This window comes from Rathayibacter sp. AY1C6, assembly GCF_002931535.1.
Lineage (GTDB): Bacteria > Actinomycetota > Actinomycetes > Actinomycetales > Microbacteriaceae > Rathayibacter.
Window position 1 is genome coordinate 34,958 of the sequence record NZ_PSWC01000023.1, and the last position, 26,094, is coordinate 61,051.

The window sequence follows — 26,094 nt, forward strand, 5'->3', positions numbered from 1 at the left end:
GGGCCGGGGCGACTCCGGGGCGGAGGCGGGGCCGCTCGCCCAGGGCGCCGGGCGGCTCGGAGACCACTCCGAGCAGGGCGGGAAGGCAGGCGGCTCGGTGCCCGGAGATGCGCCGGCACGGGGTACCGGAGAAGGGAGGCGAGGGAGCCGCTCTCCCGGCGCGGACACGCCTTCACCGGTCTCTCCGCGATGCCCGCCGAACCCCCGGCAAGTCGGCGGAACGACGGTCTGGACACTCGGTCTCCTGTCCGCGGGACGAGGGCAGGACAGCGAGAGTCTCTCCGCACCAGCGACCCCCACGAGGGGGACAGGATATCGCCCTGCCTGCCGTAGTTTTGGGGACACGGGACAGCCCTGCAGGGGGACGTCCCGCTCCCCTCTCCCCCGGTAGGGACCGCGATCGGTCGCCGATCTCCTCCCCTCCCCGCAGCGCCTCGAGCGCCGCGTCGTCCGCCTCGAAGGAGCCGACCATGAAGAGCTACACCCCCGCCCCTGTGGAACTCGGAGCCGGCTTCGGCACCGGTGCGATCGGCGACTACGAGCGCTGGCGCGTCGTCGGCGTCTACGCCCAGGTCGTCATCGCCGAGACCACCGGCGGCAAGCGCCGCAACTACAGCCGTTCCTTCGTCACGTACCGCCTGGCGCAGGAGGCGGAGCTGCTCCGCGCCTCCTAGGTCCTCCGCACTCCACGAGCGCGCGTCCTCCCTCGGGAGGGCGCGCGCTTCTGCGTTCCCGCTCGACGTCGTCGCTCCCGCCCGCGGTCCGGCAGGGCGCCCCTCGAGGCCGGGAGAGGCGCTCGGAGGCGTTCACAGGCCGTCCGAGCCGCTCCTCCTCCCGGGTGTCTCCTCGACGCGACGCCAGGCCCTGGACGCCGCGCAGCCGTCCGCCCGCACCCGACAGCGGACGCCCGCGCGGACGACCGCCGCGCCTCGCTGCGTCCGCGCGACCGGCGCGTCTCCGCCTCTGCCCTCCGGGAACGGCGAAGGGGCCCGGTCCGAAGACCGAGCCCCTCAGGGATGCGGCAGGAGCCGCGTCACCGCGTCGTCAGTTCAGCGAACCCTCGACGGTCTCCTCGAAGGAGGTGGTGTTGCCCGTGCCGTACTTGTAGATCGAGACCGAGGCCTCGCTGGTGTCGCCGTTCTCGTCGAACGAGATCGGGCCGGAGAGGCCGTCGTAGTCGACGTCCTCGCCGTCGGCGATGAGCTTCGCGCAGTCGGCGAAGGTCGTGCACTTGGTGCCGCCCTCCGAGACCGACATGAGGTTGTCGCGGATGGTCGCACCGTCCGTCGCCTTGCCCTGGAGCGCGGCGAGAGCGGTCAGGACCGTGGCGTCGTACGACTCCGGCGCATAGCTGAACACGGTCAGCGCGTCGTTGCCCTGCGACTCGACGAGCGACTGCAGCTTGCCCTGGAAGTCCTCGGACGCCTGGACGCCCGGGTTGGTGAACTGCGCGCCGGCGATGTCGACGTTGGTGTCGGACTCGCCGATGACGCCGTAGTTGCCGTCCGTGCCGTAGAGCTTCGAGAAGTCGAAGCCCTTGGCCGAGAGCTGCTCCGCGATGGTCTTGATCTCGTCGAACGAGATGACGACCAGCGCGTCGGGGTTCGGGGCGAGGACCGAGGTCAGCGCCGAGTTGAAGTCGGTCGAGGCCGGCTCGAAGATCTCCTCGGCCGCGACGGATGCTCCGCCCGCCTCGAGGGTCTCCTTGATGTTCTTCTCGAGGCCGGTGCCGTACGCGTCGTTCATGTACAGGATCGAGACGTTGGTCTTGCCGTCGCCGAGGATCTTGTTGCCGAGGATGCGGCCCTGGAGCACGTCCGAGGGAGCGGTGCGCCAGTAGTAGCCGTCGTCGTCGTAGGTCGTGAAGTCCGGCGAGGTGTTGGCCGGCGAGATCTGGACGACGCCCGCCTGGGTCACCTGGTCGATGAAGGTCTTCGAGACGCCCGAGGACGCCGCGCCGATGATGGCGGAGACGTTGTCGGCGATGAGGGACGTGGCCGACTGCGTCGCGATGTCGGTCGTGGTGTCGCCCGAGTCCTTCTGCTCCACGTCGATCGTGATGCCGGCCTTGGCGTCGTTGATGTCGACGACCGCCTGGTCGACGCCCGCGATCTCGGGCGGGCCGAGGACGGCGAGGGTGCCGGTCTGCGGGAGGATCGTGCCGATCTTGAGGGACAGGTCGCCCGAGCCGCTGTCGCCGCTCGATCCGCTGTCGCCGCCGCCGGCGCAGCCGGCGAGGACGAGAGCGCTGGCGCCCAGAATGGCGACGCCGCCGAGGGTTGCCCGGAGGGACCGCGCGCGGGCCGAGCCGGCCTTCGCGTAAACGCCCATGTTGCTCCTTGAGAGGTGTGTGTCAGTGGGAGCGGCGCCGGTGGCAACCGCTCGGCCAACCTAACCTCCGAAGCAGCCGTGAACAATACAGGGGTGTTACCAATACGTTTCGCGACCGGATCGTTACCATTCCGCTGTCGCGCCGCGCCAGGACGACGCGTTCCGCAGATCAGACGGAGGATCGGCGCCGTCTGCGCTCCGCGGCGACGAGGTCGCCTGAGAAGATCGCCAGGGCGGCCCACACCAGCGCGAAGCCGATCCAGCGCTCGAGCGGCATCTCCTCGTGCAGGACGAAGGCCCCGACGAGGAACTGCAGGAACGGCGTCAGGTACTGCACGAAGCCGACGATCGACAGCGGGAGCCGGCGCGCGGCGCCCGCGAACAGGAGCAGCGGGACGGCCGTGACGATGCCGGCCGAGGCGAGGATGAGGGCGTGCCCCGTCCCCTCCGTCGTCAGGGTCAGCCCCACCGTGGAGCCGACGACCGCCAGCTGCACGACGGCGAGCGGCGTCAGCCAGAGCGTCTCGAGCGTCAGTCCGCCGACCGCGTCCACCGTGCCGCCGACGCGGCTCTTCACCAGGCCGTAGAGGCCGAACGAGAAGGCGAGGGCGAGCGAGATCCACGGGAAGGATCCGTAGCCCACCGCGATGACCAGCACCGCGACCGCGCTGACGCCCATCGCGGCCCACTGCAGTGGCCGGAGGCGCTCGCGCAGCACCAGGACGCCCAGCAGCACCGTGACCAGCGGGTTCATGAAGTAGCCCAGGGCCGCCTCGATGACGTGGCCCGTGGTCGTGGCGATCACGTAGACCTGCCAGTTGACGTAGATGAGCACGCCCGCGATCGCCATCACGCCGAGCAGGCGGGGGCGGCGCAGCAGCGCGCCGAAGGAGCGCCAGCCGCGGAGGACCGTGAGCAGGATCACGCAGAAGACGAGCGAGAAGAGCACTCGGAACGCGACGATCTCGAACGGCGAGGCCGGCGCCATCGCGATGAAGTAGAGGGGCATCGCACCCCAGAGCAGGTAGGCCGAGAACGCGAACAGCAGCCCCGTGCCGGACATCCCGCCCGGGCGTCCCGCCGCTCCGAGCGCCTCCACTCCTTCGCCGACGGGCACGTCCGAAGGGGACGGCGAGACGGACTCGGCAGGGGTGCGGGAGCTGGTCACTCCCCCGATGCTACGCAGCCGCGGGGTGGGGAGACGGCCCCGTAGCGGGCGGATCAGGCCACTGGCCGCGAGGAGGACCGGGAACGACGGAAGGGCCCGCCGACCGAGGTCGACGGGCCCTTCCGAGGGATGCTGCCTAGCGGACGACGACCGCGAGGACGTCGCGAGCGGAGAGGACCAGCAGGTCCTCGCCACCGAACTTGACCTCGGTTCCGCCGTACTTGGAGTAGATCACCTTGTCGCCGACGGCGACGTCGAGCGGCACGCGGTTGCCGTTGTCGTCGATGCGACCGGGTCCGACGGCGACGACCTCGCCCTCCTGCGGCTTCTCCTTGGCGGTATCGGGGATGACGAGACCGGAAGCGGTCACCTGCTCCGCCTCGACCTGCTTGATGACGATGCGATCTTCGAGCGGCTTGATGGACACCGACACGGTTGACCTCTTTCTTGACGACGATGTGGGCGGAACGCGGTTCTGGCACACACGCTCCGAGAGTGCTAGATCCATCGTAGGGGCTCCGCTGGCACTCGTGCAATCAGAGTGCCAAGCGGGGCGGCGGACCCGCCGGGAAGCCGTGGCCTACCATGGCCGGATGCGACGCGACGAGCTGGTCGAGCTCCTCTCCCCCGAGGGCCTCCGGCTCCTCGACTCCCTCGACGGCTACCGGTCCGACGACCTGGTGCGGGCCGTGGCACGCCTCCGGGCCGCCGGCCACTCCCCCGTCCTCGTCGCCGCGGTGCTCACCCAGGCGAGGCTCCGGCAGAAGGCGGAGGCGAAGTTCGGAGAGTTCGCCCGCTCGATGCTCTTCACGGACGCGGGACTCGAGCAGGCGACGCGGCTGCGCGTCGCCGCCCTGCACGCCGGCCGGTTCGCCGCGGCGGGAGCGGCGCGCGTCGCCGACCTCGGCAGCGGGATCGGCGGCGACGCCCTCGCGATGGCCGCGATCGACCTGGCGGTCACCGCCGTCGAGGCCGACGAGGTCACCGCGACCCTGGCCAGCTTCAACCTCGCCCCGTTCCCCGCGGCGAGCGCCGTGCACTCGACGGCCGAGGCCTTCGACCTCGACGGCTTCGACGCCGTCTACCTGGACCCGGCACGCCGCACGGCGGGCCACCGCGAGACCCGCCGGCTCGACGATCCGGACGACTACTCCCCCTCGCTCGACTTCGCGTTCGGCCTGGCCGAGCATCGTCCCGTGGGCGTGAAGGTGGGTCCCGGCTTCGACCGCGAGCGCCTGCCGCGGGACGCCGAGGCGCAGTGGGTCTCGGTCGACGGGGAGCTGGTCGAGACCGGGCTCTGGTTCGGTTCTCTGGCGCGCACGGGCGTGCGCCGCTCCGCTCTGCTGCTCGGCGCGACCGGCTCCTCCGAGCTCACCGCGGCGGGCGACAGCGAGGACGAGGAGGTCGGCCCCCTCGGCGCGTTCGTGCACGAGCCGGACGGCTCCGCGATCCGCGCGCGCCTCCTGGGCGAGCTCGCGCGCTCCAGCGGCTCGCGGATGCTCTCGCCCGGCATCGCCTATCTGACGGGCGACGATGCGGCTGCCTCGCCCTTCCTCCGCAGCTTCCGGGTCCTCGCCGAGCTGCCGCTGGACGAGCGCACGCTGGCGAAGGAGCTGCGCACCCGCGGCATCGGCGTGCTCGAGATCAAGAAGCGCGGGGTGGACGTCGACCCCGCCCGCTTCCGCAAGCGGCTGGGCCTCTCCGGCACCGGCAGCGCGGTGCTGATCCTGACGCGGATCGCCGGGCGCCACCGCGCGCTGCTCGCGGAGCGCGTCGAGCGGCCCGCGCCGGCTCAGTAGCCGGAGGTGCCGGCGGCGAGGGCGACCACGACGAAGACGAGGAAGACCGCCAGGTAGATCAGCGAGACGGCGATGCCGGCGAACCCGGTGATGATCGCGGTCAGCGCGAAGCCGCGTGCGGCCGGCTCGCGCCGGCGTCCGAGGAATCCGAGCACGACGGCCGGAGCCGACAGCAGGAAGCCGAAGCCGGCGGCGAAGAGCGTGATGACCAGGCCGACGATGCCGAGGATCATCCCGACGAGGCTCAGCGTGCGCGGGACGACGGGCGCCGGTGCGGCCGCGTAGGCGGCGGGGTGGCCGGGCGCGGAGGAGTAGGCGGGCGCCGAGGGGTACGCCGGCGGGACCGGGACGGAGCCGTGCTGCTCGTCGGAGCCGGGGCCGGGACGGGTGCTGTCGTCGCTCATGGCGCGAGTCTAGCCAGCACCCGGGCGGCGGCGGAGGGGTTCCGTCCGCTCACGCGGGCAGGTACCCGCCGTCGCGCAGGTCGCCGACGAAGGCCGTCCAGGCGAGGTAGGCGATCACCGCGAGGACGATCGCGAGGTAGCCCAGCACGAAACCGGCGACCGCGAGACCGCGTCCGCGCTGTCCGGAGCGTCGGGCCTGGGCGAAGCCGATGTGGCCGAGGACGATGGCGGCGGGCGCCAGCCCCAGCAGTCCGCACACCAGAGCCGCGACCGCGAGCGGATTCATCGGCGGGCGGCGGGGCGGGAGACCGGGGTAGGGATCGGCGGAGGCCGTCGGCGGCGGGTAGGCCGCCGACGGCTCGCCGAGCGGAGGGGCGAACGGCGCGGGTGCCGGTCCGGTCTGCGGTCCGGGCGCGGTGTCGTCGGTCACGGTGTCCTCCTGGTGGTGCGGGCGCCCCCGAGCCTCGGAGGCGTGTCGATCAGTACCCGGTCGAGGGCATGGTCGCCGCGATCGAGAAGAGCGCGACGAACGAGATGATGGTGATGATGATCGCGACGAAGCCGATGATGACGGCGGCGAGGGCGAGGCCGCGGCCCTTCTCCCCCGTGCGCTTGATCTGCGACAGGGCGATGAAGCCCAGCACGATGCCCACGATGGAGACGAAGAACGAGGCGATGAAGCCGATGATCGCCAGGATGTTGTAGCGGTCGGACGCGGGCGTGTACGGAGTGGTCATGGAATCCCCCAGGGTCAGGAACGAGCGGATGCGGCCAAGAGTGGCAGTGGCACGATCCGCCTGTCAAAAAGCTGGACGGCGCTTGCGCGGCCCGGCCGCCGCCCGGTAGAGGCCTCAGCGGACTTGGATCTCGGTGACCGGGAGGGTCGAGTCGGCCCCGAAGCCGAGCCCCGACGGCGGATGCCCCGCCTCGATCAGCTGCGCCGCCAGTGCGGCGATCATCGCGCCGTTGTCGGTGCAGAGCGAGAGCGCCGGGATCCGCAGGGTCACTCCCGCGGCCGCGCACCGCTCCTCCGCCAGAGCGCGCACCCGGGCGTTGGCGACCACGCCGCCCCCGAGCAGGAGGCGCGGCACGCCCCGGTCGCGGCAGGCGGCGAGCGCCTTCGTGAGCAGGACGTCGGCGACCGCCTCGCGGAAGCTCGCCGCGACGTCGGCCACGGGCACCTCCTCCCCCGCGTCCTGGCGCTTCTCGACCCAGCGGGCGACCGCGGTCTTCAGCCCTGAGAACGAGAAGTCGTAGCGGTGGCGCTCGAGGTCCTTCGGCAGGCTGAGCCCGCGGGGGAAGCGGATCGCCTTCGGGTCCCCGTCCGCCGCCACCCGGTCGATCTGCGGTCCGCCGGGATAGGGCAGGCCCAGGACGCGCGCCACCTTGTCGAAGGCCTCGCCGGCGGCGTCGTCGATGGTCTCGCCGAGCAGCTCGACGTCCGACACCAGATCGCGCACGTGCAGGAGCGAGGTGTGCCCGCCCGAGACCAGCAGCGCGATCGTCGGCACCTCGACGGGGCTGCCCTCGCTGCCGTCGGCCCGGAGGACGTCGGCTCCCACATGTCCGACGAGGTGGTTCACGGCGTAGAGCGGCAGGCCGAGCGAGACGGCGAGCGCCTTCGCCGCTCCGACGCCGACCATGAGTGCGCCCGAGAGCCCCGGTCCGCTGGTGACCGCGATCGCGTCCAGGTCGCCGAGCGCGACACCGGCCTCGGAGAGCGCCGCGTGCAGGGCGGGCTCGAGCGCCTCCAGGTGCGCCCGGGCGGCCACCTCGGGCACGACGCCGCCGTAGCGGGCGTGCTCCTCCATCGAGGAGGCGATGGTGTTCGAGAGCAGCGTCGTGCCGCGGACGATGCCGATCCCCGTCTCGTCGCAGCTGGTCTCGATGCCGAGGACGAGGGGTCCGGTGCTCACGGGGTCTCCTGGGTCGGGGTCGGCGGCCGGCGCATCACGATCGCGTCCACTCCGTCGGGCTGGTAGTAGGCGGGGCGGACGCCGATCTCCTCGAAGCCCTCCGAGCGGTAGAGGGTCTGCGCGGCGGGGTTGTCGGCGCGGACCTCGAGGAAGACCTCGCGGGCGCCTCGCTCGCGGGCCGCCTCGAGGAGCGCGCGCAGCAGTCGGCGGCCGAGGCCGGTGCGGCGGACCCGGGCGACGACCGCGATCGTCTGCACGTCGCCCTCGTGAGCGCCGACGGGGCAGAGGAGCCCGGCGTAGCCGACCACCTCGCCGTCCTGCTCGGCGACCAGGTACCGGGTGTGACGGCTCCGGATCTCCTCCGCCATCATCCCGCGCGACCAGGCGTCGCCGACGAACTCGGACTGCTCGATCGCCATGACGGCGTCGAGGTCGTCCGGCTGCGCGTCGCGGAGCGCGGCCTCGCTCATGCTGTCACCCGCTTGGGGCCGGCCGACAGCGTGACGTCGGGCGAGCGGAGGTAGAGGGGCTCGTCCGCGGCACCGGGCCGACCGGCCGCGCGCAGGCGGGCTGCCACGACTCCGAGCTCGCCGGCGGAGACCGACTCGGCCTCCAGGCGTGGGAGCTCCGGATGCGGGAGGGCCGGCGGCTTGTCCAGGCCCGGGCCGGCGAGGCGGACGGGGAGTCCCTGGTCGTCGAGCCCGTCGTAGGCGCTCCAGTACAGCTCGCGGCGGCGGGCGTCGGTGACGACGAGGAAGCCCGCGGCGCGCCCGTGCCGCAGCGCGGCGAGCGCGATCGCGTCGTGCGAGACCACGGGGAGGGTGGGGACGCCGCGGCCGAGCGCGAAGGCCCGGGCGGCGGCGATCCCGACCCGGAGGCCGGTGAAGGGGCCGGGGCCCATGCCCACGGCGACCGCCTCGATGCCCCCGGGAGCCACGTCGGCCGCCTCGAGCGCCTCCTGGATCAGCCGGCCGACCACCTCCGCGTGGCGCATGGTGTCGGTCTCGGTGCGCTCCGAGCGCACGGCGCCCGAGGAGTCGACGACGGCGACGGAGGTTCCGGAGGAGGTGTCGATCGCGAGGAGCACGCGTCCAGGGTACCCGCGGGCTCAGCTCCAGCCGGTGCCGCGGAAGCGGACGGTCCGCGGCTCGATCGGCTCCTCGCCCTCCTCGGCGTCGGAGCCGGCGGTCGGCCGCTCGATGACCACGTCGAGCCAGGACTCCGCGACGCCGTCCAGCATCCCGGCCCCCCACTCCACGACGATCACAGAGCGCGCCGGATCGAGGTCGAGGTCGTCGAGCTCGACCGGCGAGCCCACGCGGTAGGCGTCGACGTGTACGAGCGGCGGCCCGTCGTGCAGCGGCGGATGCGTCCGCGCGATCACGAAGGTGGGGCTCGTCACGGGACCCCGCACGTCGAGGCCCTCGCCGAGCCCGCGCGTGAAGGTCGTCTTGCCCGCGCCGAGCGGCCCGGTCAGCACCAGCAGGTCGCCGGCACGCAGCACTCGGCCGAGCTCGCGGCCGAGCTCCGCCATGGCCTCCGGATCGGCGACCTCGACGACGCGGTCCGCGAACCAGGAGCGCTCAGGCACGGCCGTCCGCCGCGCTCAGCAGCCGCCGCTGGACCCGCGGCCCGAGCCGGGTGACCAGCTCGTAGTTGATGGTGCCGCACCACCGCGCCCACTCGTCGACCGAGGGGACGCCGGTCGTCGGGTCGCCCCAGAGCGTCACCGGGTCGCCCGTCGCGACGCTCGCATCCCCCACGTCGACGACGAACTGATCCATCGCGACCCGCCCGGCGATCCGGTGGCGGCGGCCGCCGATCGAGACCTCCGCGACGCCGGAGGCGCTCCGCGGGATGCCGTCCGCGTAGCCGAACGGCACGAGCGCGAGGGTCGTCCCGCCCTCGGCCCGCCAGGTGTAGTCGTAGCTCACGCCGGTCCCGTGGGGCACCCGGCGGACGCCGGCGACGCGGCCCTGCAGCGTCATCGCCGGGACGAGCCCGAGCTGGAGCGAGGTCTCGTCCTCGAACGGCGAGAGTCCGTAGAGGGCGATGCCGCTGCGCACCATGTCGAGGCGTGTCTCCGGGAGGCGCAGCGCCGCCGCCGTCGCCGCGAGGTGCAGGACCGGCACCTGCACCCCGTGCGCGGCCAGCACGGCCTCGGCGCGGCGGAGGAGCGCGAGCTGGGCGAGGTCGTCCTCGCGCGAGGTGTTGGACAGGTGCGAGAAGAGCCCGGTGAGGTGGACGGTGCCGCGAGCGCTGTGACGGGCGAGCGACTCCGCCAGGTGCGGCCACTCCTCCTCCGCGGCGCCGTTGCGGCTGAGGCCCGTGTCGACCTTGAGCTGCACGGCGGCGCGCACACCGCGGTCCTCCGCCGACTGCGCGAGCGTGTCGATCTGGTCGACGGAGGAGACGGCGACGTCGATCGAGTGCTCGAGCGCCGCGTCGAAGTCCTCGCCGGGGTCGTGCAGCCAGCAGAGGATCGGAGCGACGACGCCTGCCTCGCGCAGGGCCACGGCCTCCCGCAGCTCCGCGGTGCCGAGGGCGTCCGCGCCGCCGTCGAGCGCCGCCTGCGCCGCAGCCAGGGCGCCGTGCCCGTACCCGTTGGCCTTGACGACGGCCATCAGCCGTCGGGCACCGGTGAGCTCGCGTAGACGCGCGGCGTTCGCCGCCATCGCGTCGACGTCGATCACCGCCTCGCGGTACGACGCAGGGACGCTCACGACTCGGCCACCACGAACGCGCAGGCCACGCCCGCGTCATGCGTCATCGAGAGGTGCACGCGCGTGATCCCCCGCGCCTCCGCGGCCGCCCGGGCCGGGCCGTGCAGCGCGAAGGACGGATTCCCGTACTCGTCCCGCTCGACGACCATGTCGTGCCACCCGGCGCCCACGGAGTCGCCGAGCGCCTTGATCAGCGCCTCCTTGGCGGCGAAGCGGCCCGCCAGTGAGGCGACGGGGAGCGAGCGTTCGCTCTCGGCGAACAGCCGGTCGCGGAGCCGGGGCGTGCGCGTCAGCGAGCGCTCGAAGCGCGCGAGGTCCACGACGTCCACCCCGATCCCCACGATCACGGCTCGATCACTCGACCGTGACCGACTTGGCGAGGTTGCGCGGCTGGTCGACGTCGAGGCCCTTGGCGGCGGCGAGCTCCATCGCGAACATCTGCAGCGGGGTGACGGCGAGCAGCGGCTCGAACAGCGGGTCGGCGAGCGGGATCGGAACGACCTCGTCGGCGATCTGGATCGCGGCCGTGTCGCCCTGCTCCGCGATCGCGATGACGCGGGCGCCGCGGGCCTTGATCTCCTGGATGTTCGAGATCACCTTGCGCTGCAGCTCGTACGACTCGCTCGGGCTCGGCACGATCACGAACACGACCTGGCCCGGCTCGATCAGCGCGATCGGGCCGTGCTTGAGCTCGCCCGCCGCGAAGCCCTCGGCGTGGATGTAGGCGAGCTCCTTGAGCTTCAGCGCGCCCTCGAGCGCCACCGGGTAGCCGACGTGGCGGCCGAGGAACAGCACCGCGCGGGTGTCGGCCATCCAACCGGCCAGCTGGGCGATGTCGTCGGAGGCGTCGAGCACGCGGGAGAGCTTCTCCGGGATCGCGGCGAGCTGGGCCGCCTGCGAGGCGACGAGCTCGGTGGAGGCGGCTCCGCGCACCGCGGCCAGGTGCAGCCCGAAGAGGTAGAGCGCCGCGATCTGGGCGACGAAGGCCTTGGTCGAGGCGACCGCCACCTCCGGTCCCGCGTGCGTGTAGAGCACGGCGTCCGACTCGCGCGGGATCGTCGCGCCCTGGGTGTTGCAGACCGAGAGCGTCTTGGCGCCGTGCTCGCGGGCGTACTTGACCGCCATCAGCGTGTCCATCGTCTCGCCGGACTGGCTGATCGAGACGACGAGGGTGCGCGGGGTGAGCACCGGGTCGCGGTAGCGGAACTCGTGGCTGAGCTCGACCTCGACGGGGACGCGCGCCCATTTCTCGATCGCGTACTTGGCGACCATGCCCGAGTAGGCGGCCGTGCCGCAGGCGATGATCGTGATGCGGTCGATCTCCGTCAGCACCGGACCGAGCGCGTCGAGCTCGGGCAGCGTGATCGCGCCCTCGTGGATGCGGCCGCGGAGCGTGTTGGCGACGGCCTCGGGGCCCTCGGTGATCTCCTTGGCCATGAAGCTCGACCAGCCGCCCTTCTCGGACGCCGACGCGTCCCAGGCGATCTCGAACGGCTCGGTCTCGACGGGGTTGCCGAAGAAGTCGGTCACCGTGACGAGCTCCGGGGTGATCGTGACGATCTGGTCCTGGCCGATGGCGACCGCGCGGCGGGTGAACTCGACGAACGCCGCGACGTCGGAGCCGAGGAAGTTCTCCCCGTCGCCCAGGCCGATCACGAGCGGCGAGTTGCGGCGCGCGCCGACGACCACGCCGGGCTGGTCCTGGTGCAGGGCGAGCAGGGTGAACGCGCCCTCGAGGTGCGCGACGACGGCCTGGAAGGCGAGCACGAGGTCGCCGGTGCGGCGGTACTCGCGGGCGATCAGGTGCGCGGCGACCTCGGTGTCGGTCTCGCTCTCGAAGACGGCGCCCTCGGCGAGCAGCTGCTCCTTGAGCGGCTGGAAGTTCTCGATGATGCCGTTGTGGATGACGGCGAGCCTGCCCTCGTCCGCGAGGTGGGGGTGGGCGTTGCGGTCGGTCGGGCCGCCGTGCGTCGCCCAGCGGGTGTGGCCGATGCCCGTGGTGCCCTCGGCCAGCGGGTGCGCCTCGAGGTCGTCGACCAGGACGCTGAGCTTGCCCGAGCGCTTGCGGCTGTCGAGCTGCCCGTCGGCGTCGATCACGGCCACGCCGGCCGAGTCGTAGCCGCGGTACTCCAGACGCTTCAGGCCCCCGAGCAGCACGGCCAGGCTGTCGCGCTCACCGACGTATCCAACGATTCCACACATGCGCTCGATTCTAAGCGGCGCGGAGGCGCCTCCCGCGGCGTCGGGCACCCGGCGGGGCGGACGCTAGGATCGGTCCCCATGCCGTCGTCTCCTCGCGATCCCGCGCGCGACGCGCACCCCTCCCCCTTCGTCGAGATCGTCCGCTCCGACTGGGCCGAGCTCGCCCGCACCACGGAGCTGCCGCTGTCGGAGACCGAGGTCGTGCAGCTGCGGGGGCTGGGCGACCGGCTGAGCCTCACCGAGGTCGCGGAGGTCTACCTGCCGCTCTCGCGCCTGCTGAGCCTGTACGCCGGTGGCGCGCGGCACCTGCACCGCGCGACGAGCACGTTCCTCGGGGAGCGCGCGCAGCCGACTCCGTTCGTGATCGGCGTCGCGGGGTCGGTCGCGGTGGGCAAGTCGACGATCGCGCGCCTGCTGCGGGAGCTGCTCGCCCGCTGGGAGGACACGCCCCGCGTCGAGCTGGTGACCACCGACGGCTTCCTGCTGCCCAACCGCGAGCTGGAGCGCCGCGGTCTGATGAGCCGCAAAGGCTTCCCCGAGTCGTACGACCGGCGGGCGCTGCTGCGCTTCGTCTCGGAGGTGAAGGGCGGGGCCGCGGAGGTGCGCGCGCCGTTCTACTCGCACCTGTCCTACGACATCGTCCCCGACGCCGAGATCGTCGTGCGGCGGCCGGACGTGCTGATCGTCGAGGGCCTGAACGTGCTGCAGCCGCCGGTGCCCGGTCACGGCCTGGCGGTGAGCGACCTGTTCGACTTCACCGTCTACGTCGACGCCCGGACCAGCGACATCGCGCGCTGGTACGAGGAGCGCTTCCTCACCCTGCAGCAGGGCGCGTTCGCGAATCCGAACTCCTACTTCCACCGCTACGCGGCGCTCAGTCCGGACGAGGCCCGTGAGCGCGCGCGGAGCATCTGGGCCGCGATCAACGAGCCGAACCTGCTGCAGAACGTGCGCCCCACCCGCTCCCGCGCGAGCCTGGTCCTCCGCAAGCAGGCCGACCACACGGTCTCCTCGGTCCTCCTCCGCAAGATCTGACCGCGCCCCCGGTCGCTGTTCGCCGCCGCGCGCACCGCGCAGCCACCGACCTCCTCGAACCCCTCCACCGCAGGATCGGTGCAGGCTCGGGACCACCCGCGAGCCGACGGCGGGAATCGCGTGCCAAGCCGATTCACCCGCGGCGAACGCGAACCGCTCCACCCGCGCAACGACCTCGCGAAGCCGACCGCGAGGGGCCGCGCAAGGAGCGGCCCCGCAACAAGCACCGCCGCGTGCCAAGCGATTCACCCGCGGCGAACGCGCCCCGCTCCAGCCATCGCAACCACCTCGCGAAGCCGACCGCGAGGGGCCGCGCAGGGAGCGGCCCCGCAACGAACACCGCCGTCGCGGGAATCGCGTGCCAAGCGATTCACCCGCGGCGAACGCGCCCCGCTCCAGCCATCGCAACCACCTCGCGAAGCCGACCGCGAGGGGCCGCGCAGGGAGCGGCCCCGCAACGAACACCGCCGCGTGCCCAGCGATTCCCGCGCGGCGAACGCACCCCGCTCCACCCATCGCGACCACCTCCCCAAGCCGACCGCGAGGAGCCGCGCAGGGAGCGGCCCAACCCACGAGCCGTCGTGGGAATCGCGTGCCAAGCGATTCACCCGCGGCGAACGCACCCCGCTCCACCCATCGCGACCACCTCCCCAAGCCGACCGCGAGGAGCCGCGCAGGGAGCGGCTCCTTAAGAACGCAGCCGCTCGAGCACGACCGCGGCGAGCGATTCGGCGAGGCGGTCGGCCGTCTCCTGCGTCTTCGCCTCGACCATGACGCGCACCATCGGCTCCGTGCCGGAGGGGCGCAGGAGCACGCGGCCGTCGCTGCCGAGCTCGGCGGTGGCGTCGGCGACGGCGGAGGCGATGACCTCGTCGTCGCGGACGCCCTCGCGGTCGACGCCGCGTACGTTGAGGAGGGTCTGCGGGAAGACGGACATGACGGCGGCCAGGTCGGCGATCGTGCGTCCGGTGCGGGCCATCTCGGCCGCGAGCTGGAGGCCGGTGAGCACGCCGTCGCCGGTGGTGGCGTAGCGGCTCATGATGACGTGGCCGGACTGCTCCCCGCCGAGCGAGTAGCCGCCGTCGTTCATCGCCTCGAGGACGTAGCGGTCGCCGACCGCGGTCTCGATGACGCGGATGCCGGCGTCGCGCATGGCGAGCTTGAGGCCGAGGTTGCTCATGACGGTGGCCACGAGGACGTCGTCGCGGAGGGCGCCGCGGCGGGCCATGGCTGTCGCGAGGATCGCCATGATCTGGTCGCCGTCGACGATGCGGCCCTCGGCGTCCACTGCGAGGCAGCGGTCGGCGTCGCCGTCGTGGGCGATGCCGATGTCGGCGCCGGCCGCGCGGACGGCGTCGGCGACGTTGTCGAGGTGGGTGGAGCCCACTCCGTCGTTGATGTTGAGGCCGTCGGGGTCGTTGCCGATGACGGTGACGGTCGCTCCGGCGTCGGTGAACACTTGGGGCGAGATGCCGGCGGCGGCGCCGTGCGCGCAGTCGATGACCACGTGCAGGCCGTCGAGACGGGTGCCCTCGAGGGATCCGAGCAGGTGGAGGACGTAGCGGTCCTCCGCGTCGGAGAAGCGGGTGATGCGGCCGACGTCGGCTCCGGTCGGCGTGAGCGGGGGGACTCCGAGGGCCGCTTCGATGCGGTTCTCGAGCTCGTCCGGGAGTTTGCGTCCGCCGGCGGCGAAGAACTTGATGCCGTTGTCGGCTGCGGGGTTGTGCGAGGCCGAGATCATCACGCCGAAGTCGGCGTTCTCGTCGGCGATGAGATAGGCGGTGGCGGGCGTCGGGATGACGCCGGCGTCGAGCACGTCGACTCCCGCGCTCGCGAGACCCGCCGCGACCGCGGCTCCGATGAACTGACCGGAGATGCGGGGGTCGCGGGCGAGCACGGCGACGGGCCGACGGCCCTCGGCCCGGGCGGCCGCTCCGAGTACACGGGCGGCCGCCTGGGCGAGGCCGAGAGCCAGGTCGGCCGTGACCTCGCGATTAGCGAGGCCACGGACGCCGTCTGTTCCGAACAGGCGCGGCATGGTGCGCAGTCCCTTCTCGAGCTGCTGGTCGTGCGGCCGTCAGGCCGCGTCGACTAGCGCTTCGAGAACTGGGACGCCTTGCGGGCCTTCTTGAGACCGGCCTTCTTGCGCTCGATGACGCGGGCGTCGCGAGTCAGGAAGCCCGCCTTCTTCAGGATCGCGCGGTTGTTCTCGCGGTCGATCTCGTTGAGCGCACGGGCGATGGCGAGGCGCAGCGCGCCGGCCTGGCCGGAGGGGCCGCCGCCGGTGATCTTGGCGACCACGTCGTAGGAGCCGATCAGGTCGAGCACCTTGAAGGGGTCGGTGATCAGCTGCTGGTGCAGCTTGTTGGGGAAGTACTCCGCGAACTCGCGGGCGTTGACGGTCATGCCGCCGTTGCCGGGGACGAGGCGCACGCGGGCGATGGCCTGCTTGCGTCGGCCCACGGCTGCGCCGGAGACGTTGAGGACGGCGCGGGGCGTCGTGGACGCCTCGGTGGCCGGGCTTTCGGTGGAGTAGCTCTCGGGAGCCACGTCGATCTGGTCTGCGATCTTCGCCACGGTGTAGGTGATCCTTTGTCTTCGAAGTCTGGGGTGTCGGGGAGGGCCGGAGCCTACTGGGCGACCTGGGTGAAGGCGTACGCCTGCGGCTGCTGGGCCGCGTGGGGGTGCTCGGATCCCGTGTAGACCTTCAGCTTGCGCAGCTGGGCGCGGCCGAGGGAGTTCTTGGGGAGCATGCCGCGGATGGCCTTCTCGACGGCGCGGACCGGGTTCTTCTCGAGGAGCTCGGCGTACGTGGTGGCCGAGAGGCCGCCCGGGTAGCCGGAGTGGCGGTAGGCCTTCTTCTGGAGGAGCTTCTGGCCGGTGAGGGCGACCTTCTCCGCGTTGACGATGATGACGAAGTCGCCCATGTCCATGTGCGGCGCGAAGGTGGCCTTGTGCTTGCCGCGCAGGAGCGCCGCGGCGTGGGTGGCGAGACGGCCGAGCACGACGTCGGACGCGTCGATGACGATCCAGTCGTGCTGGACGTCAGCCGGCTTCGGAGAAAAAGTGCGAGTCACGTGAGTGCTGCTTTCTGGTCGGAGTGAGGTGTTCGTGGATCCCGCTCCGTGGCCGTTCGACCCGCGAGGGGGCCGAACCGATCCGGTGGAGGGCTCAACTTCGGGCGCTCGGCACACGGCCGAAAACACCAAGGGTCGACATTACAGCAAAGCCCCCGTGCGGCCAAGCACGGATCGTGGCGGCAGGGGCTCCGGCGGCGGGAGGTGCGGCCCGGGCCGCCACGGGTCGCGGGGCGCGGTCGCGCGCCCTCGCCTCACTCCGAGTCCTCTGGGTCCGGCCCCTCGGTCCGCACGGTGCGCTTCGCCCGGGTGAGCAGGGCCCGCTCGGCGAGCGCGTCGTCCTCGGGGTAGTCGACCTCGCGGAGGATGAGGCCGCGGGCCGGCATCACCGCGAACGCGTTGGTCCGTCGGGCGGCGTCCCGGAGCAGCGGGACCGCCCCCGCCTCGAGCTTCCCGGCGCCGACCGCCACGCACGCCCCCACGAGGGCCCGCACCATGCTGTGGCAGAAGGCGTCCGCGCGCAGGTGGGCGTGCAGGACTCCGTCGGCGTCGCGCTCCCAGGTGAAGTCGAGCAGGCTCCGGATGGTGGTGGCCCCTGCGCGGGCACGGCAGAACGACGCGTAGTCGTGAAGGCCCAGGAGCGAGCGGGCCGCGGCCGTCATCGCGTCGAGGTCGAGGGAGTCGGTGATCCAGGTGGTGTACGTGCGGTCGAGCGGGTGGCGCATCGAGGAGGCGTCGGCCAGCCGGTACTCGTACCGCCGCCAGCGCGCCGAGAACCGCGCGTCGAACCCCTCCGGCGCCTCCGTCACCCGGTGCACCGAGACGTCGGTGTACTGCCCGAGGATCCCGCGGAGCCGCCGCTCCAGGATCGACGCGGGCGGGAACGGCTCCTCCCCCGGTCGGCGCCTGCCGCTGCTGATGCGGCCCCACTGCTCGGGGGTGAGGTCGACGTGGGCGACCTGGGCGCTGGCGTGCACGCCGACGTCGGTGCGCCCGGCGACCGTCACGGTCGGGTGCTGCTCGGAGCGCAGCACCAGGGCGAGCGACTCCTCGAGCACCCCCTGCACTGTGCGGAGGCCGGGCTGCTTGGCCCAGCCGGAGAAGTGCGAGCCGTCGTAGGCCAGGTCGAGGCGGACGCGGTGGAGCATCAGACGAGTCTAGAGCGCGCCGTGGTCGCGGCTCAGGCGACCGCGAGCGGGACGTCGACGGTCGCCAGGGCCGAGACCGCCCAGCCGACCAGCGTCGACTGCTCGCCGACCGAGGAGACGATCCGCGCCTCCCAGCCGCCTGCGAGCACGGCCAGCTCGGAGGGGGCGGAGGCGATGCCCTGCACCCAGTAGGCGGCCGTGCCCAGCGAGACCGGCACGGCGCCGAGCGCCTCGCCCGCACCGGTGAAGGTCTCGACGAGGGGCCCGCGGTGCAGCGTCAGCACGACGACCGGGTCGCCGCCGTCGACGGCGTAGGAGCACGTGTCTCCCGCGGCGGTGATCGACACGGTGCCCGCCGTCAGGCCGGCCTCCTGCTCGACGAGGGAGGCGGGGAGAGCGGTCGCGCAGTCCACACCCTCGCTCGACGGCACGGAGGACACGGTCGGTGCGGCCGACGGCACCGGGGTCGTGCTCGCGAGGCCCGCCGACTCCGGCACGTCGATCACCTCGCCGGAGGCGCAGCCGCTCACTCCGGCCGCGAGTGCCAGGGCGAGGAGCGCCGCAGCGGCCGAGGAGCGCAGTCGCACAGGAGTCCTCCGAGGATCGTCGGGGCGGACCCCGGGAGCGCCGGTCGTGACGCGGCCGCACCCGACGAGCGCAGCCGTGCCATCGTAAGCGACGATTCGCGCCACTCGGCCCCGTGGAACGACGAGAGCCCCCCGCCCCGGAGGGGACGGAGGGCTCTCGGCAGAGGGGGCGTGACTACTTGGTCGCGCCGGTCTCCTCGACAGGAGCGTCCTGCGCGGCGTCCTCGACGGGAGCGTCCTGCACGGGCGCCTCCTCGACGGGGGTCTCCTCGGCAGTGGTCTCCTCGGCGGGGGCCTCGTCCACCGGAGCGGACACGGGCGCCGTGGCGGTGCGCGACTTCTTCGCCTTGGGCGTGACGGGCTCGAGGACGAGCTCGATCACGGCCATGGGCGCGTTGTCTCCCTTGCGGGGGCCGATCTTGGTGATGCGGGTGTAGCCGCCCTCGCGCTCGGCGACGAGCGGAGCGATCTCGGTGAAGAGCTCGTGGACGACCGACTTGTCGCCGATCGTCGCGAGGACGCGACGGCGGGCGTGCAGGTCGCCGCGCTTGGCGAAGGTCACCAGGCGCTCGGCGAGCGGACGAAGGCGCTTGGCCTTGGTCTCGGTCGTCTTGATGCTCTTGTGCGTGAACAGGGCCGCGGCCAGGTTCGCCAGCAGGAGGCGCTCGTGTGCGGGTCCGCCTCCGAGGCGGGGGCCCTTGGTGGGCTTGGGCATGGGTTTACTCCAGTACTAAAGGGGTGTCAGCAGGTCGGACGCGAGGAGCCGGGGCTCCGGAGCGGAGGACCTAGATGCTCTCGTCGTCGTAGCTGTAGAAGTGGGCGCCGTCGAACCCGGGGACCGAGTCCTTGAGCGACAGGCCGAGCTCCGTCAGCTTCTCCTTGACCTCATCCACCGACTTCTGACCGAAGTTGCGGATGTTCATGAGCTGCGTCTCCGAGAGGGCGACGAGCTCATTGACGTTGTTGATGCCCTCGCGCTTGAGGCAGTTGTAGCTGCGCACCGAGAGGTCGAGGTCCTCGATGGGCATGGACAGCTCGGTCGAGAGGACCGCGTCGACCGGCGCGGGGCCGATCTCGATGCCCTCGGCCGCGTTGTTCAGCTCGCGGGCGAGACCGAACAGCTCGGTCAGCGTGCGTCCGGCGGAGGCGATGGCGTCGCGCGGCGAGATCGCGGCCTTCGTCTCCACGTCCACGACCAGGCGGTCGAAGTCGGTGCGCTCGCCGGCACGGGTGGCCTCGACGCGGTAGGTGACCTTCAGCACGGGCGAGTAGATCGAGTCGACCGGGATCTGGCCGGCCTCGGAGAACTCGCTGCGGTTCTGGGTCGCCGAGACGTAGCCGCGGCCGCGCTCGATCGTGAGCTCGAGCTCGAACTTCGCCTTGTCGTTCAGCGTGGCGATGACGAGCTCCGGGTTGTGGATCTCGACACCGGCCGGAGCCGAGATGTCCGCGGCGGTGACCTGGCCGGCTCCCTGCTTGCGCAGGTAGGCGGTGATCGGCTCGTCGTGCTCGGAGGAGACGACGAGTCCCTTGATGTTCAGGATGATCTCGGTGACGTCCTCGCGGACGCCCGGGACGGTCGTGAACTCGTGCAGGACTCCGTCGATCCGGATGCTGGTGACAGCGGCGCCGGGGATGGAGGACAGCAGGGTGCGACGCAGCGAGTTGCCGAGCGTGTAGCCGAAGCCGGGCTCGAGGGGCTCGATGACGAAGCGGGAACGGAACTCCGAGATGTTCTCCTCGGTGAGCGTCGGACGCTGTGCGATAAGCACTGATGATTCCTTTCGATCACGTGTCCGCTATATGACACGTGCGTTTGCGAGGTGTGGAGTTGTGAAAGAAATGCGCGATCCGCCGGCCGGCCGCACTCCCCGCCCGGAGGCGGTTCGTGCGGCCGGCCGACGGCTGCGAGTGCTGCTTAGACGCGACGACGCTTGGGCGGGCGGCAGCCGTTGTGCGCCTGCGGGGTGACGTCGTTGATCGAGCCGACCTCGAGGCCTGCGGCCTGGAGCGAGCGGATCGCGGTCTCACGACCCGAGCCGGGGCCCTTCACGAAGACGTCCACCTTCTTCATGCCGTGCTCCTGAGCCTGGCGCGCGGCCGACTCGGCGGCGAGCTGGGCGGCGAACGGCGTCGACTTGCGCGAGCCCTTGAAGCCGACTCCACCGGACGAGGCCCAGCTGATGACGGCCCCGGAGGGGTCGGTGATCGAGACGATGGTGTTGTTGAACGTCGACTTGATGTGGGCCTGGCCCACAGCGATGTTCTTCTTCTCCTTGCGGCGCGGCTTGCGCGCGGCCGACTTGGGGGTAGCCAATTCTGTATCTCCTCTAGGTCCGTGTCGCCCGCGTTACTTGCGGCCGGCCTTCTTCTTGCCGGCGACGGTGCGCTTGGGTCCCTTGCGGGTGCGCGCGTTCGTCTTGGTGCGCTGTCCACGGACCGGGAGGCCGCGACGGTGGCGGAGGCCCTCGTACGAGCCGATCTCGACCTTGCGGCGGATGTCGGCGGCGACCTCGCGGCGGAGGTCGCCCTCCACCTTGTAGTTGCCCTCGATGTAGTCGCGGAGCGAGACGAGCTGGTCGTCGCTGAGGTCCTTGACGCGGATGTTGCCGTCGATCCCGGTGTCGCTCAGGGTCTTGAGCGCGCGAGTGCGGCCGACACCGTAGATGTAGGTCAGTGCGACCTCCACGCGCTTCTCGCGCGGGATGTCTACTCCTGCCAGACGTGCCATTGTGGCTTCTCCTGTGAGTGAGTGGAGGTGTGAAGCAGCACCGGTGCCTCGGCCTCCGACCGAAGGTGTCCTCGCCGTCCACCCCGGGGTCGCCGGGGTGCTGCGCGATTTCTGGTGCTGCGGGTGTGTTCAGTTGTGCAGTGGGGGCGGCACGCCGCCCCTGCGCTCCCTCGCGGAAGCAGCGGGACTAGCCCTGGCGCTGCTTGTGGCGGGGGTTGCTGCTGCAGATGACCATCACGTTGCCGTGGCGGCGGATGATCTTGCAGTGGTCGCAGATGCGCTTGACGCTGGGGTTGACCTTCATTGTTCTTGTCCTTGTTTTCGCTGGCGTCGTGCTCCCGGCGGATGCCGGGGCCGTTCCTTACAGGACACGCACGTCGCGAACGTCAGCGGAGCGAACGTCTACTTGTAGCGGTAGACGATCCGGCCGCGGGTCAGGTCGTAGGGGCTCAGCTCCACGATCACCCGGTCCTCGGGGAGGATCCGGATGTAGTGCTGACGCATCTTGCCCGAGATATGGGCGAGAACTTTGTGTCCGTTGGTCAGCTCCACGCGGAACATCGCGTTGGGGAGCGCCTCGACAACCGCACCTTCGATTTCGATGACACCGTCTTTTTTGGCCATAGCCTCACTGTCGTTCGGAAGTAGTGTGTGTACTGGTCGTGCGAATGTTTCCGCGACGAGCCACCACCGGGCGAGAGCCCGGATCGGGGTTCGCGGGCATGCCGGAGCACGCGCAAAACACCAAGGGTCGATACTACGCGAATCGCGGCCGCTCCGCCACCTCGGGCGTGTCGCCCCCTCCTCCGTCTCCGCGCCCGACGCGCGCCCCCTGCCCGGCCCTGCGTCCGCCGCCGCCTAGGCTGGCTCCGTCGAGCCGGAGGGAGAGCACATGGCGCGCACGACGAGGTCTGCGACCGCGAGGCGGAGCTGGTACTCGCACCCGGTGGTGACGATCCTGGCGGCGATCGCGGTCATCGCCCTGGTGCAGACCTTCTTCGTGAAGGTGTACACGGTGCCGACCGGCTCGATGGAGAACACCCTCCAGGGCGGCGGATTCTTCGGCGACCGCATCCTGGTCGACCGCACCCTCGCCCTTCAGGGCGGGCCGGAGGAGGGCCAGATCGTCGTCTTCTCGCGCGACGCCGACTGGGGCGCGAGCGACGAGGCCGGCAGCCCCCTCTCCGAGATCGTGAAGACGTTCGGCGACGTCACCAGCATCGGCCCCTCCCACGAGGAGTTCCTCGTCAAGAGGCTGATCGCCGAGGGGGGCCACACCGTCTCCTGCTGCGATGCCGACGGGCACGTGCTGGTCGACGGGAAGCCGCTGGACGAGTCCTACGTGTTCGAGGACTTCCCCTTCACCCCCGGGACCCTCGACTGCACGACGAGCCCCGCGTCCCTCCGCTGCTTCGACGAGTACACCGTCCCCGAGGGATCCCTCTTCGTCCTGGGCGACCACCGGTCGAACTCCAACGACTCGCTCGGCGAGTGCCGCGGCGCCGGCGGGCCGATCGACACGTGCGTGAAGACCGTGCCGATCGACAGGGTCACCGGACGCGTCTTCGCCGTGGCCTGGCCGCTCACCCGCTGGCGGCTGTTCTAGCGCTCCACCCGAGCCGCCGCAGACGACGAGGTCCCCCGCCGGAAGCAGGGGACCTCGTCGTCGTTCGCCGCCGTGCGGCCACGGGACTAGCCGCGGACGACCGCCACGACCCGGTCGAAGAGCGGATGCTCGGCCGTGAGGCCGGTGACCTCCGCCACGAACTCCTCCGGGCTGAGCGCGGTCAGCTTCTCGTGGAGCTCCACGCTCTGGGGGTCCTCGGGCACGTCGAAGCGCAGCGCGGCGCCGATCGCGGCGAGCAGGCCCTCCGGCGTGCGCCCGCGCTCGGCGAGCTCGGCCGCCGGTCCGATGAAGCGCTCGTGCCGCGACAGCTTCCGCAGCGGCTGGCGTCCCACCCGGTCGACCGTGTCGGTCAGGTACGGGTTGGCGAAGCGCTTCAGCGTCTTCTCGAGGTAGGCCTGCTGCTCCTCGTCGCTGAAGCCGTGCTTGGCCACGATGAGCGCCTTGGTGTCCTCGAGCGCGGCCTTGACCGCGTCGTGCACCTCGGGCATCGCCAGCGCGTCGGAGAGCTTGTGCGCTCCGGCCGCGAAGCCGGTGTAGGCGGCCGTCGCGTGGCCGGTGTTCACCGTGAAGAGCTTCCGCTCGATGAAGGGCTCGAGGTCGTCGACCCAGGTCGCGCCCGGGATCTCCGGCTCGGTGCCCTCGAACGGAGTGCGGTCGACGACCCACTCGAAGAAGCTCTCCACTGTCACGTCCAGGCCCTGGCCCGGGTCCTGGTTCGGGACGATGCGGTCCACCGCGGTGTCGGCGAAGACGGCGCGGGTGCGCAGGCGCTCCCACTCGTCCGCGCCGAGGTTCGCGGCGACCTCGGTCTGCAGGAGGCGCGTGGCGTTGATCGCGTTCTCGCAGGCCATGACCGCCAGCCGCGGCGCCGACTCGTCGCGGGCGGCGAGGCCCTTCGCGATCACGGGGGCGACGAAGCGCAGGATGTTCGGGCCGACGGCCGTGGTGACGATGTCGGCGGCGGCGATCTCGCGGACGAGCGCCTCCTCGTCGGCGGCCGAGTCGATCGCGCGGAAGCGGTCGACGACGTGCGTGGCCGCCTCCTCCCCCACCTCATGCACCTCGTAGCTGTCGGCGGCGGCGAGGCGGCCGATCAGCTCGGAGTTGACGTCGGCGAAGACGAGCTCGTAGCCGGCGCCGTGCAGGATCAGGCCGACGAAGCCGCGGCCGATGTTGCCGGCGCCGAAGTGGACGGCGGTGGGCATCAGGAGTTGACCTCGCCCAGCAGGCTGTAGAGCGACTGCGCGTCCGGGGCGTCGAGGAGCTTCTGCACCTCGTCCTCCTCCGAGAAGATGATCGCGATCTTGGAGAGGATCTCGAGGTGCTCGTTGTCGACGCCGGCGATGCCGACGACGAAGCGCACCTCGTTGCCGTCCCAGTCGATCGGCTGCGCATAGCGCACGAACGAGAGGGCGGAGGAGCGGATCTCGTCCTTCGCGTCGTTGGTGCCGTGCGGGATGGCGAGCAGGTTGCCCATGTAGGTCGAGACGGTCGCCTCGCGGGCGAGCATGGCCTCGTAGTAGGCGGGGGTGACCGCGCCGACGCCGACCAGCATGTCGGCGGCCTCCTTGATGGCGGCCTCCTTCGTGGTGGCGGTGCCGGAGGCGTCGATCTGTCCGATGGTGAGCACGTCGCTCATGGGGTGCGTCCTTCCGTGGAGGTGCTGACAGCGAGGGAACCCGCAGGGGCGAGCGGAGCGTGTCCGCTCTGTCGCACCCTACGGGTTCCCTCCGAATGGTTGGCGTACTACTTGCCGTGCTGCTCCGCGACCAGCGAGACGACCTCGTCGTACTTCGGGCTGTTCATGAAGTTGTCCACGGAGACGTGGATGGCGCCCGGGGTGCGCTGGCGGGCGCGCTCCGTGAGCTCGGCCTGGGTGATGACCAGGTCCACGTCGTCCTCGAGAGCGGCGATCGCCTTGTTGGTGACCGTGACGTCCTCGAAGCCCGCCTTCTTCATCTTGTTCCGCAGCACCGAGGCGCCCATCGCGGACGAGCCCATGCCGGCGTCGCAGGCGAAGACGATGTTCCGGACCTGGGTCGCGGTGGCCGTGGCCCCCGTGGTCGAGGCGCCGGCCGAGTCCTGCGGAGCGTTGGCGCCGCGGGCGTTGATGAGCGAGCCGACGGCGCTCTCCTTGCCCTTGTTCGCCTCGTTGGCGGCGACGGCGGCGGCGAGCTTGTCGTCGCCCTCCTGCTCCGCGGCCAGGTCGCGCTTGCGGCCGGACCGGATGATGACCGAGGCCACCAGGAACGACACGGCGGTCGCGAGGATCACCGAGAGGATGACGCCGAGGAAGCTGTCGTTCGCGGTCTGCAGGAGCACCGCGATGATCGAGCCGGGCGAGGCGGGGGCGCGGAGGCCGGAGTTGAACGCGACGTTCGTCGCGACACCGGTCGCACCGCCGAGGATGACGGCCGCGAGCAGCGCCGGCTTCATCAGCACGTACGGGAAGTAGATCTCGTGGATGCCGCCGATGAAGTGGATGATCGCCGCACCGGGAGCGGAGGCGCGGGCCGCGCCGACGCCGAAGAACGCGAAGGCCAGGAGCACGCCCATGCCGGGGCCGGGGTTGGCCTCGAGGAGGAAGAGGTAGGACTTGCCCGCCTCCTCCGCCTGCTGGACGCCCAGCGGCGTGAGGATGCCGTGGTTGATGGCGTTGTTCAGGAAGAGGATCTTCGCCGGCTCGATGAAGAGCGAGGTCAGCGGGAGCAGGCCCGCGTTGACCAGGAACTCCACGCCCGCACCGAGGGCGGTCGAGAGGCCGACCACGAGCGGCGCGACGCCCGCGAAGGCGAGGAGCGCGAGGAGGAGGCCGAGGATTCCGGCGGAGAAGTTGTTGACCAGCATCTCGAAGCCGGGCTTGATCTTGCCGTCCCAGATCGAGTCGACCTTCTTCATGAGCCACGCCGACAGCGGGCCCATGATCATGGCGCCGATGAACATCGGGATGCCGGCGCCGACGATGACGCCCATGGTCGCGATGGTGCCGACCACGCCTCCGCGGGCGCCGTAGACCATGCGGCCGCCGGTGTTCGCGATGAGGAGCGGGAGGAGGTAGGTGATCATCGGGGCGACGAGGCCGGTGTTGACCACGTCGGGATCCGTGCTCCAGCCGCCGAACTGCTGGACCCAGGTGGCGTCGATGCCGAGGAGGGGGAGCCATCCGGTCTGGATGAAGAGGGCCGTGATGAAGCCCCAGGCGATGAAGGCCGCGATGTTCGGCATGACCATTCCCGAGAGGAAGGTGCCGAAGCGCTGGACGTGGACGCGCGCTCCACCGCGCGTCGACGTCGCTGACGTCGTTGTCATGTGGTGTGTTCTCCGATTTCTAGGGGCGGGCGGGCGG

General features: G+C 71.6%; 31 protein-coding genes. 4 read left to right on the forward strand and 27 right to left on the reverse strand.

Features of this window, described 5'->3' with window-relative positions; translation table 11 throughout:
- Positions 1–470: 470 nt before the first annotated feature.
- Positions 471–674, forward strand: coding sequence for a hypothetical protein (locus C5D36_RS13420; protein WP_104234164.1), 204 nt, complete (start codon positions 471–473; stop codon positions 672–674).
- A gap of 370 nt (positions 675–1,044) precedes the next feature.
- On the opposite strand, the gene C5D36_RS13425 is transcribed toward C5D36_RS13420, so the two are convergent.
- The 3 genes from C5D36_RS13425 to groES form a co-directional block, all read right to left on the reverse strand.
- Positions 1,045–2,331, reverse strand: coding sequence for an ABC transporter substrate-binding protein (locus tag C5D36_RS13425; protein WP_104234163.1), 1,287 nt, complete (start codon positions 2,329–2,331; stop codon positions 1,045–1,047).
- A gap of 169 nt (positions 2,332–2,500) precedes the next feature.
- Positions 2,501–3,394 (reverse strand): EamA family transporter RarD, encoded by an 894-nt coding sequence (rarD, locus tag C5D36_RS13430; protein ID WP_104224726.1) that lies wholly within the window; start codon positions 3,392–3,394, stop codon positions 2,501–2,503.
- A 241-nt stretch (positions 3,395–3,635) separates the two neighbouring features.
- Positions 3,636–3,932 (reverse strand): co-chaperone GroES, encoded by a 297-nt coding sequence (groES, locus tag C5D36_RS13435; protein WP_097167691.1) that lies wholly within the window; start codon positions 3,930–3,932, stop codon positions 3,636–3,638.
- Positions 3,933–4,092: 160 nt separating this feature from the next.
- Here groES and C5D36_RS13440 point away from each other — a divergent pair, with 160 nt between their 5' ends.
- Positions 4,093–5,298, forward strand: a complete 1,206-nt coding sequence (locus tag C5D36_RS13440) for an SAM-dependent methyltransferase (protein WP_104292894.1) — start codon at positions 4,093–4,095, stop codon at positions 5,296–5,298.
- Here C5D36_RS13440 and C5D36_RS16635 read toward each other — a convergent pair.
- The 10 genes from C5D36_RS16635 to glmS form a co-directional block, all read right to left on the reverse strand.
- On the reverse strand, positions 5,292–5,702 hold the full coding sequence (locus C5D36_RS16635) for a DUF4190 domain-containing protein (protein ID WP_146083743.1): 411 nt from the start codon (positions 5,700–5,702) through the stop codon (positions 5,292–5,294). The genes C5D36_RS13440 and C5D36_RS16635 overlap by 7 nt on opposite strands.
- A gap of 49 nt (positions 5,703–5,751) precedes the next feature.
- Complete coding sequence (locus C5D36_RS13455; RefSeq protein WP_104296038.1) at positions 5,752–6,132, reverse strand: DUF4190 domain-containing protein; 381 nt, start codon at positions 6,130–6,132, stop codon at positions 5,752–5,754.
- A gap of 49 nt (positions 6,133–6,181) precedes the next feature.
- A complete protein-coding gene (locus C5D36_RS13460; RefSeq protein ID WP_104225014.1) occupies positions 6,182–6,439 on the reverse strand; it encodes a DUF4190 domain-containing protein in 258 nt (85 codons plus the stop codon).
- A 114-nt stretch (positions 6,440–6,553) separates the two neighbouring features.
- Positions 6,554–7,618, reverse strand: coding sequence for a tRNA (adenosine(37)-N6)-threonylcarbamoyltransferase complex transferase subunit TsaD (gene tsaD, locus C5D36_RS13465; RefSeq protein WP_104225013.1), 1,065 nt, complete (start codon positions 7,616–7,618; stop codon positions 6,554–6,556).
- Positions 7,615–8,088 carry a ribosomal protein S18-alanine N-acetyltransferase gene (rimI, locus tag C5D36_RS13470; RefSeq protein ID WP_104292481.1) on the reverse strand — a complete coding sequence of 158 codons (474 nt, stop codon included), beginning with the start codon at positions 8,086–8,088 and terminating at the stop codon, positions 7,615–7,617. Before rimI ends, tsaD begins: the two co-directional genes overlap by 4 nt.
- Entirely contained in the window at positions 8,085–8,705 is a 621-nt protein-coding gene (gene tsaB, locus C5D36_RS13475) for a tRNA (adenosine(37)-N6)-threonylcarbamoyltransferase complex dimerization subunit type 1 TsaB (RefSeq protein ID WP_104251126.1), read from the reverse strand. The genes rimI and tsaB overlap by 4 nt, the downstream gene beginning before the upstream one ends.
- A 21-nt stretch (positions 8,706–8,726) precedes the next feature.
- Positions 8,727–9,152 carry a tRNA (adenosine(37)-N6)-threonylcarbamoyltransferase complex ATPase subunit type 1 TsaE gene (gene tsaE / locus C5D36_RS13480; RefSeq protein WP_104227417.1) on the reverse strand — a complete coding sequence of 142 codons (426 nt, stop codon included), beginning with the start codon at positions 9,150–9,152 and terminating at the stop codon, positions 8,727–8,729.
- Between the two features lie 49 nt (positions 9,153–9,201).
- Positions 9,202–10,341 (reverse strand): alanine racemase, encoded by a 1,140-nt coding sequence (gene alr, locus C5D36_RS13485; protein ID WP_181072902.1) that lies wholly within the window; start codon positions 10,339–10,341, stop codon positions 9,202–9,204.
- Entirely contained in the window at positions 10,338–10,688 is a 351-nt protein-coding gene (locus C5D36_RS13490; RefSeq protein ID WP_104292482.1) for a holo-ACP synthase, read from the reverse strand. Before C5D36_RS13490 ends, alr begins: the two co-directional genes overlap by 4 nt.
- Before the next feature lie 7 nt (positions 10,689–10,695).
- A complete protein-coding gene (gene glmS, locus C5D36_RS13495; RefSeq protein ID WP_104227413.1) occupies positions 10,696–12,543 on the reverse strand; it encodes a glutamine--fructose-6-phosphate transaminase (isomerizing) in 1,848 nt (615 codons plus the stop codon).
- A 78-nt stretch (positions 12,544–12,621) separates the two neighbouring features.
- Between glmS and coaA the strand changes: the two genes are divergently transcribed.
- Entirely contained in the window at positions 12,622–13,578 is a 957-nt protein-coding gene (gene coaA, locus C5D36_RS13500) for a type I pantothenate kinase (RefSeq protein WP_104234153.1), read from the forward strand.
- 688 nt (positions 13,579–14,266) lie between these two features.
- Here coaA and glmM read toward each other — a convergent pair.
- The 11 genes from glmM to infA all read right to left on the reverse strand — a co-directional run bounded on the left by glmM (position 14,267) and on the right by infA (position 21,745).
- Positions 14,267–15,616, reverse strand: a complete 1,350-nt coding sequence (glmM, locus tag C5D36_RS13505; protein WP_104251130.1) for a phosphoglucosamine mutase — start codon at positions 15,614–15,616, stop codon at positions 14,267–14,269.
- Between the two features lie 53 nt (positions 15,617–15,669).
- A complete protein-coding gene (gene rpsI / locus C5D36_RS13510; RefSeq protein WP_104225004.1) occupies positions 15,670–16,155 on the reverse strand; it encodes a 30S ribosomal protein S9 in 486 nt (161 codons plus the stop codon).
- 53 nt (positions 16,156–16,208) lie between these two features.
- A complete protein-coding gene (rplM, locus tag C5D36_RS13515; protein WP_104225003.1) occupies positions 16,209–16,655 on the reverse strand; it encodes a 50S ribosomal protein L13 in 447 nt (148 codons plus the stop codon).
- Between the two features lie 254 nt (positions 16,656–16,909).
- The gene (locus tag C5D36_RS13520; protein WP_104238770.1) at positions 16,910–17,803 is read right to left on the reverse strand and encodes a tRNA pseudouridine(38-40) synthase TruA; all 894 of its coding nucleotides are present in this window, start codon (positions 17,801–17,803) and stop codon (positions 16,910–16,912) included.
- Positions 17,804–17,835: 32 nt separating this feature from the next.
- Positions 17,836–18,390 carry a hypothetical protein gene (locus tag C5D36_RS13525; protein WP_104292483.1) on the reverse strand — a complete coding sequence of 185 codons (555 nt, stop codon included), beginning with the start codon at positions 18,388–18,390 and terminating at the stop codon, positions 17,836–17,838.
- Between the two features lie 175 nt (positions 18,391–18,565).
- A complete protein-coding gene (rplQ, locus tag C5D36_RS13530; protein WP_104225000.1) occupies positions 18,566–19,105 on the reverse strand; it encodes a 50S ribosomal protein L17 in 540 nt (179 codons plus the stop codon).
- Between the two features lie 70 nt (positions 19,106–19,175).
- Positions 19,176–20,162 carry a DNA-directed RNA polymerase subunit alpha gene (locus C5D36_RS13535; RefSeq protein ID WP_104224999.1) on the reverse strand — a complete coding sequence of 329 codons (987 nt, stop codon included), beginning with the start codon at positions 20,160–20,162 and terminating at the stop codon, positions 19,176–19,178.
- A gap of 146 nt (positions 20,163–20,308) precedes the next feature.
- Positions 20,309–20,707: a 30S ribosomal protein S11 gene (gene rpsK / locus C5D36_RS13540; RefSeq protein WP_055787170.1), complete on the reverse strand. Its 399-nt coding sequence runs from the start codon at positions 20,705–20,707 to the stop codon at positions 20,309–20,311.
- 33 nt (positions 20,708–20,740) lie between these two features.
- Positions 20,741–21,121 carry a 30S ribosomal protein S13 gene (gene rpsM / locus C5D36_RS13545; protein ID WP_068251511.1) on the reverse strand — a complete coding sequence of 127 codons (381 nt, stop codon included), beginning with the start codon at positions 21,119–21,121 and terminating at the stop codon, positions 20,741–20,743.
- Positions 21,122–21,308: 187 nt separating this feature from the next.
- Positions 21,309–21,425 carry a 50S ribosomal protein L36 gene (gene rpmJ, locus C5D36_RS13550; RefSeq protein ID WP_055787164.1) on the reverse strand — a complete coding sequence of 39 codons (117 nt, stop codon included), beginning with the start codon at positions 21,423–21,425 and terminating at the stop codon, positions 21,309–21,311.
- Between the two features lie 98 nt (positions 21,426–21,523).
- Positions 21,524–21,745, reverse strand: coding sequence for a translation initiation factor IF-1 (gene infA, locus C5D36_RS13555; protein WP_022883252.1), 222 nt, complete (start codon positions 21,743–21,745; stop codon positions 21,524–21,526).
- Between the two features lie 268 nt (positions 21,746–22,013).
- Here infA and lepB point away from each other — a divergent pair, with 268 nt between their 5' ends.
- On the forward strand, positions 22,014–22,727 hold the full coding sequence (gene lepB, locus C5D36_RS13560; RefSeq protein ID WP_104251134.1) for a signal peptidase I: 714 nt from the start codon (positions 22,014–22,016) through the stop codon (positions 22,725–22,727).
- Positions 22,728–22,813: 86 nt separating this feature from the next.
- Here lepB and C5D36_RS13565 read toward each other — a convergent pair whose 3' ends face one another.
- The 3 genes from C5D36_RS13565 to C5D36_RS13575 form a co-directional block, all read right to left on the reverse strand.
- Positions 22,814–23,953: a mannitol-1-phosphate 5-dehydrogenase gene (locus C5D36_RS13565; protein WP_104251135.1), complete on the reverse strand. Its 1,140-nt coding sequence runs from the start codon at positions 23,951–23,953 to the stop codon at positions 22,814–22,816.
- Complete coding sequence (locus tag C5D36_RS13570; protein ID WP_104224996.1) at positions 23,953–24,387, reverse strand: PTS sugar transporter subunit IIA; 435 nt, start codon at positions 24,385–24,387, stop codon at positions 23,953–23,955. Before C5D36_RS13570 ends, C5D36_RS13565 begins: the two co-directional genes overlap by 1 nt.
- A gap of 107 nt (positions 24,388–24,494) precedes the next feature.
- Positions 24,495–26,057, reverse strand: a complete 1,563-nt coding sequence (locus C5D36_RS13575) for a PTS mannitol transporter subunit IICB (RefSeq protein ID WP_104296039.1) — start codon at positions 26,055–26,057, stop codon at positions 24,495–24,497.
- Between the last annotated feature and the right edge of the window lie 37 nt (positions 26,058–26,094).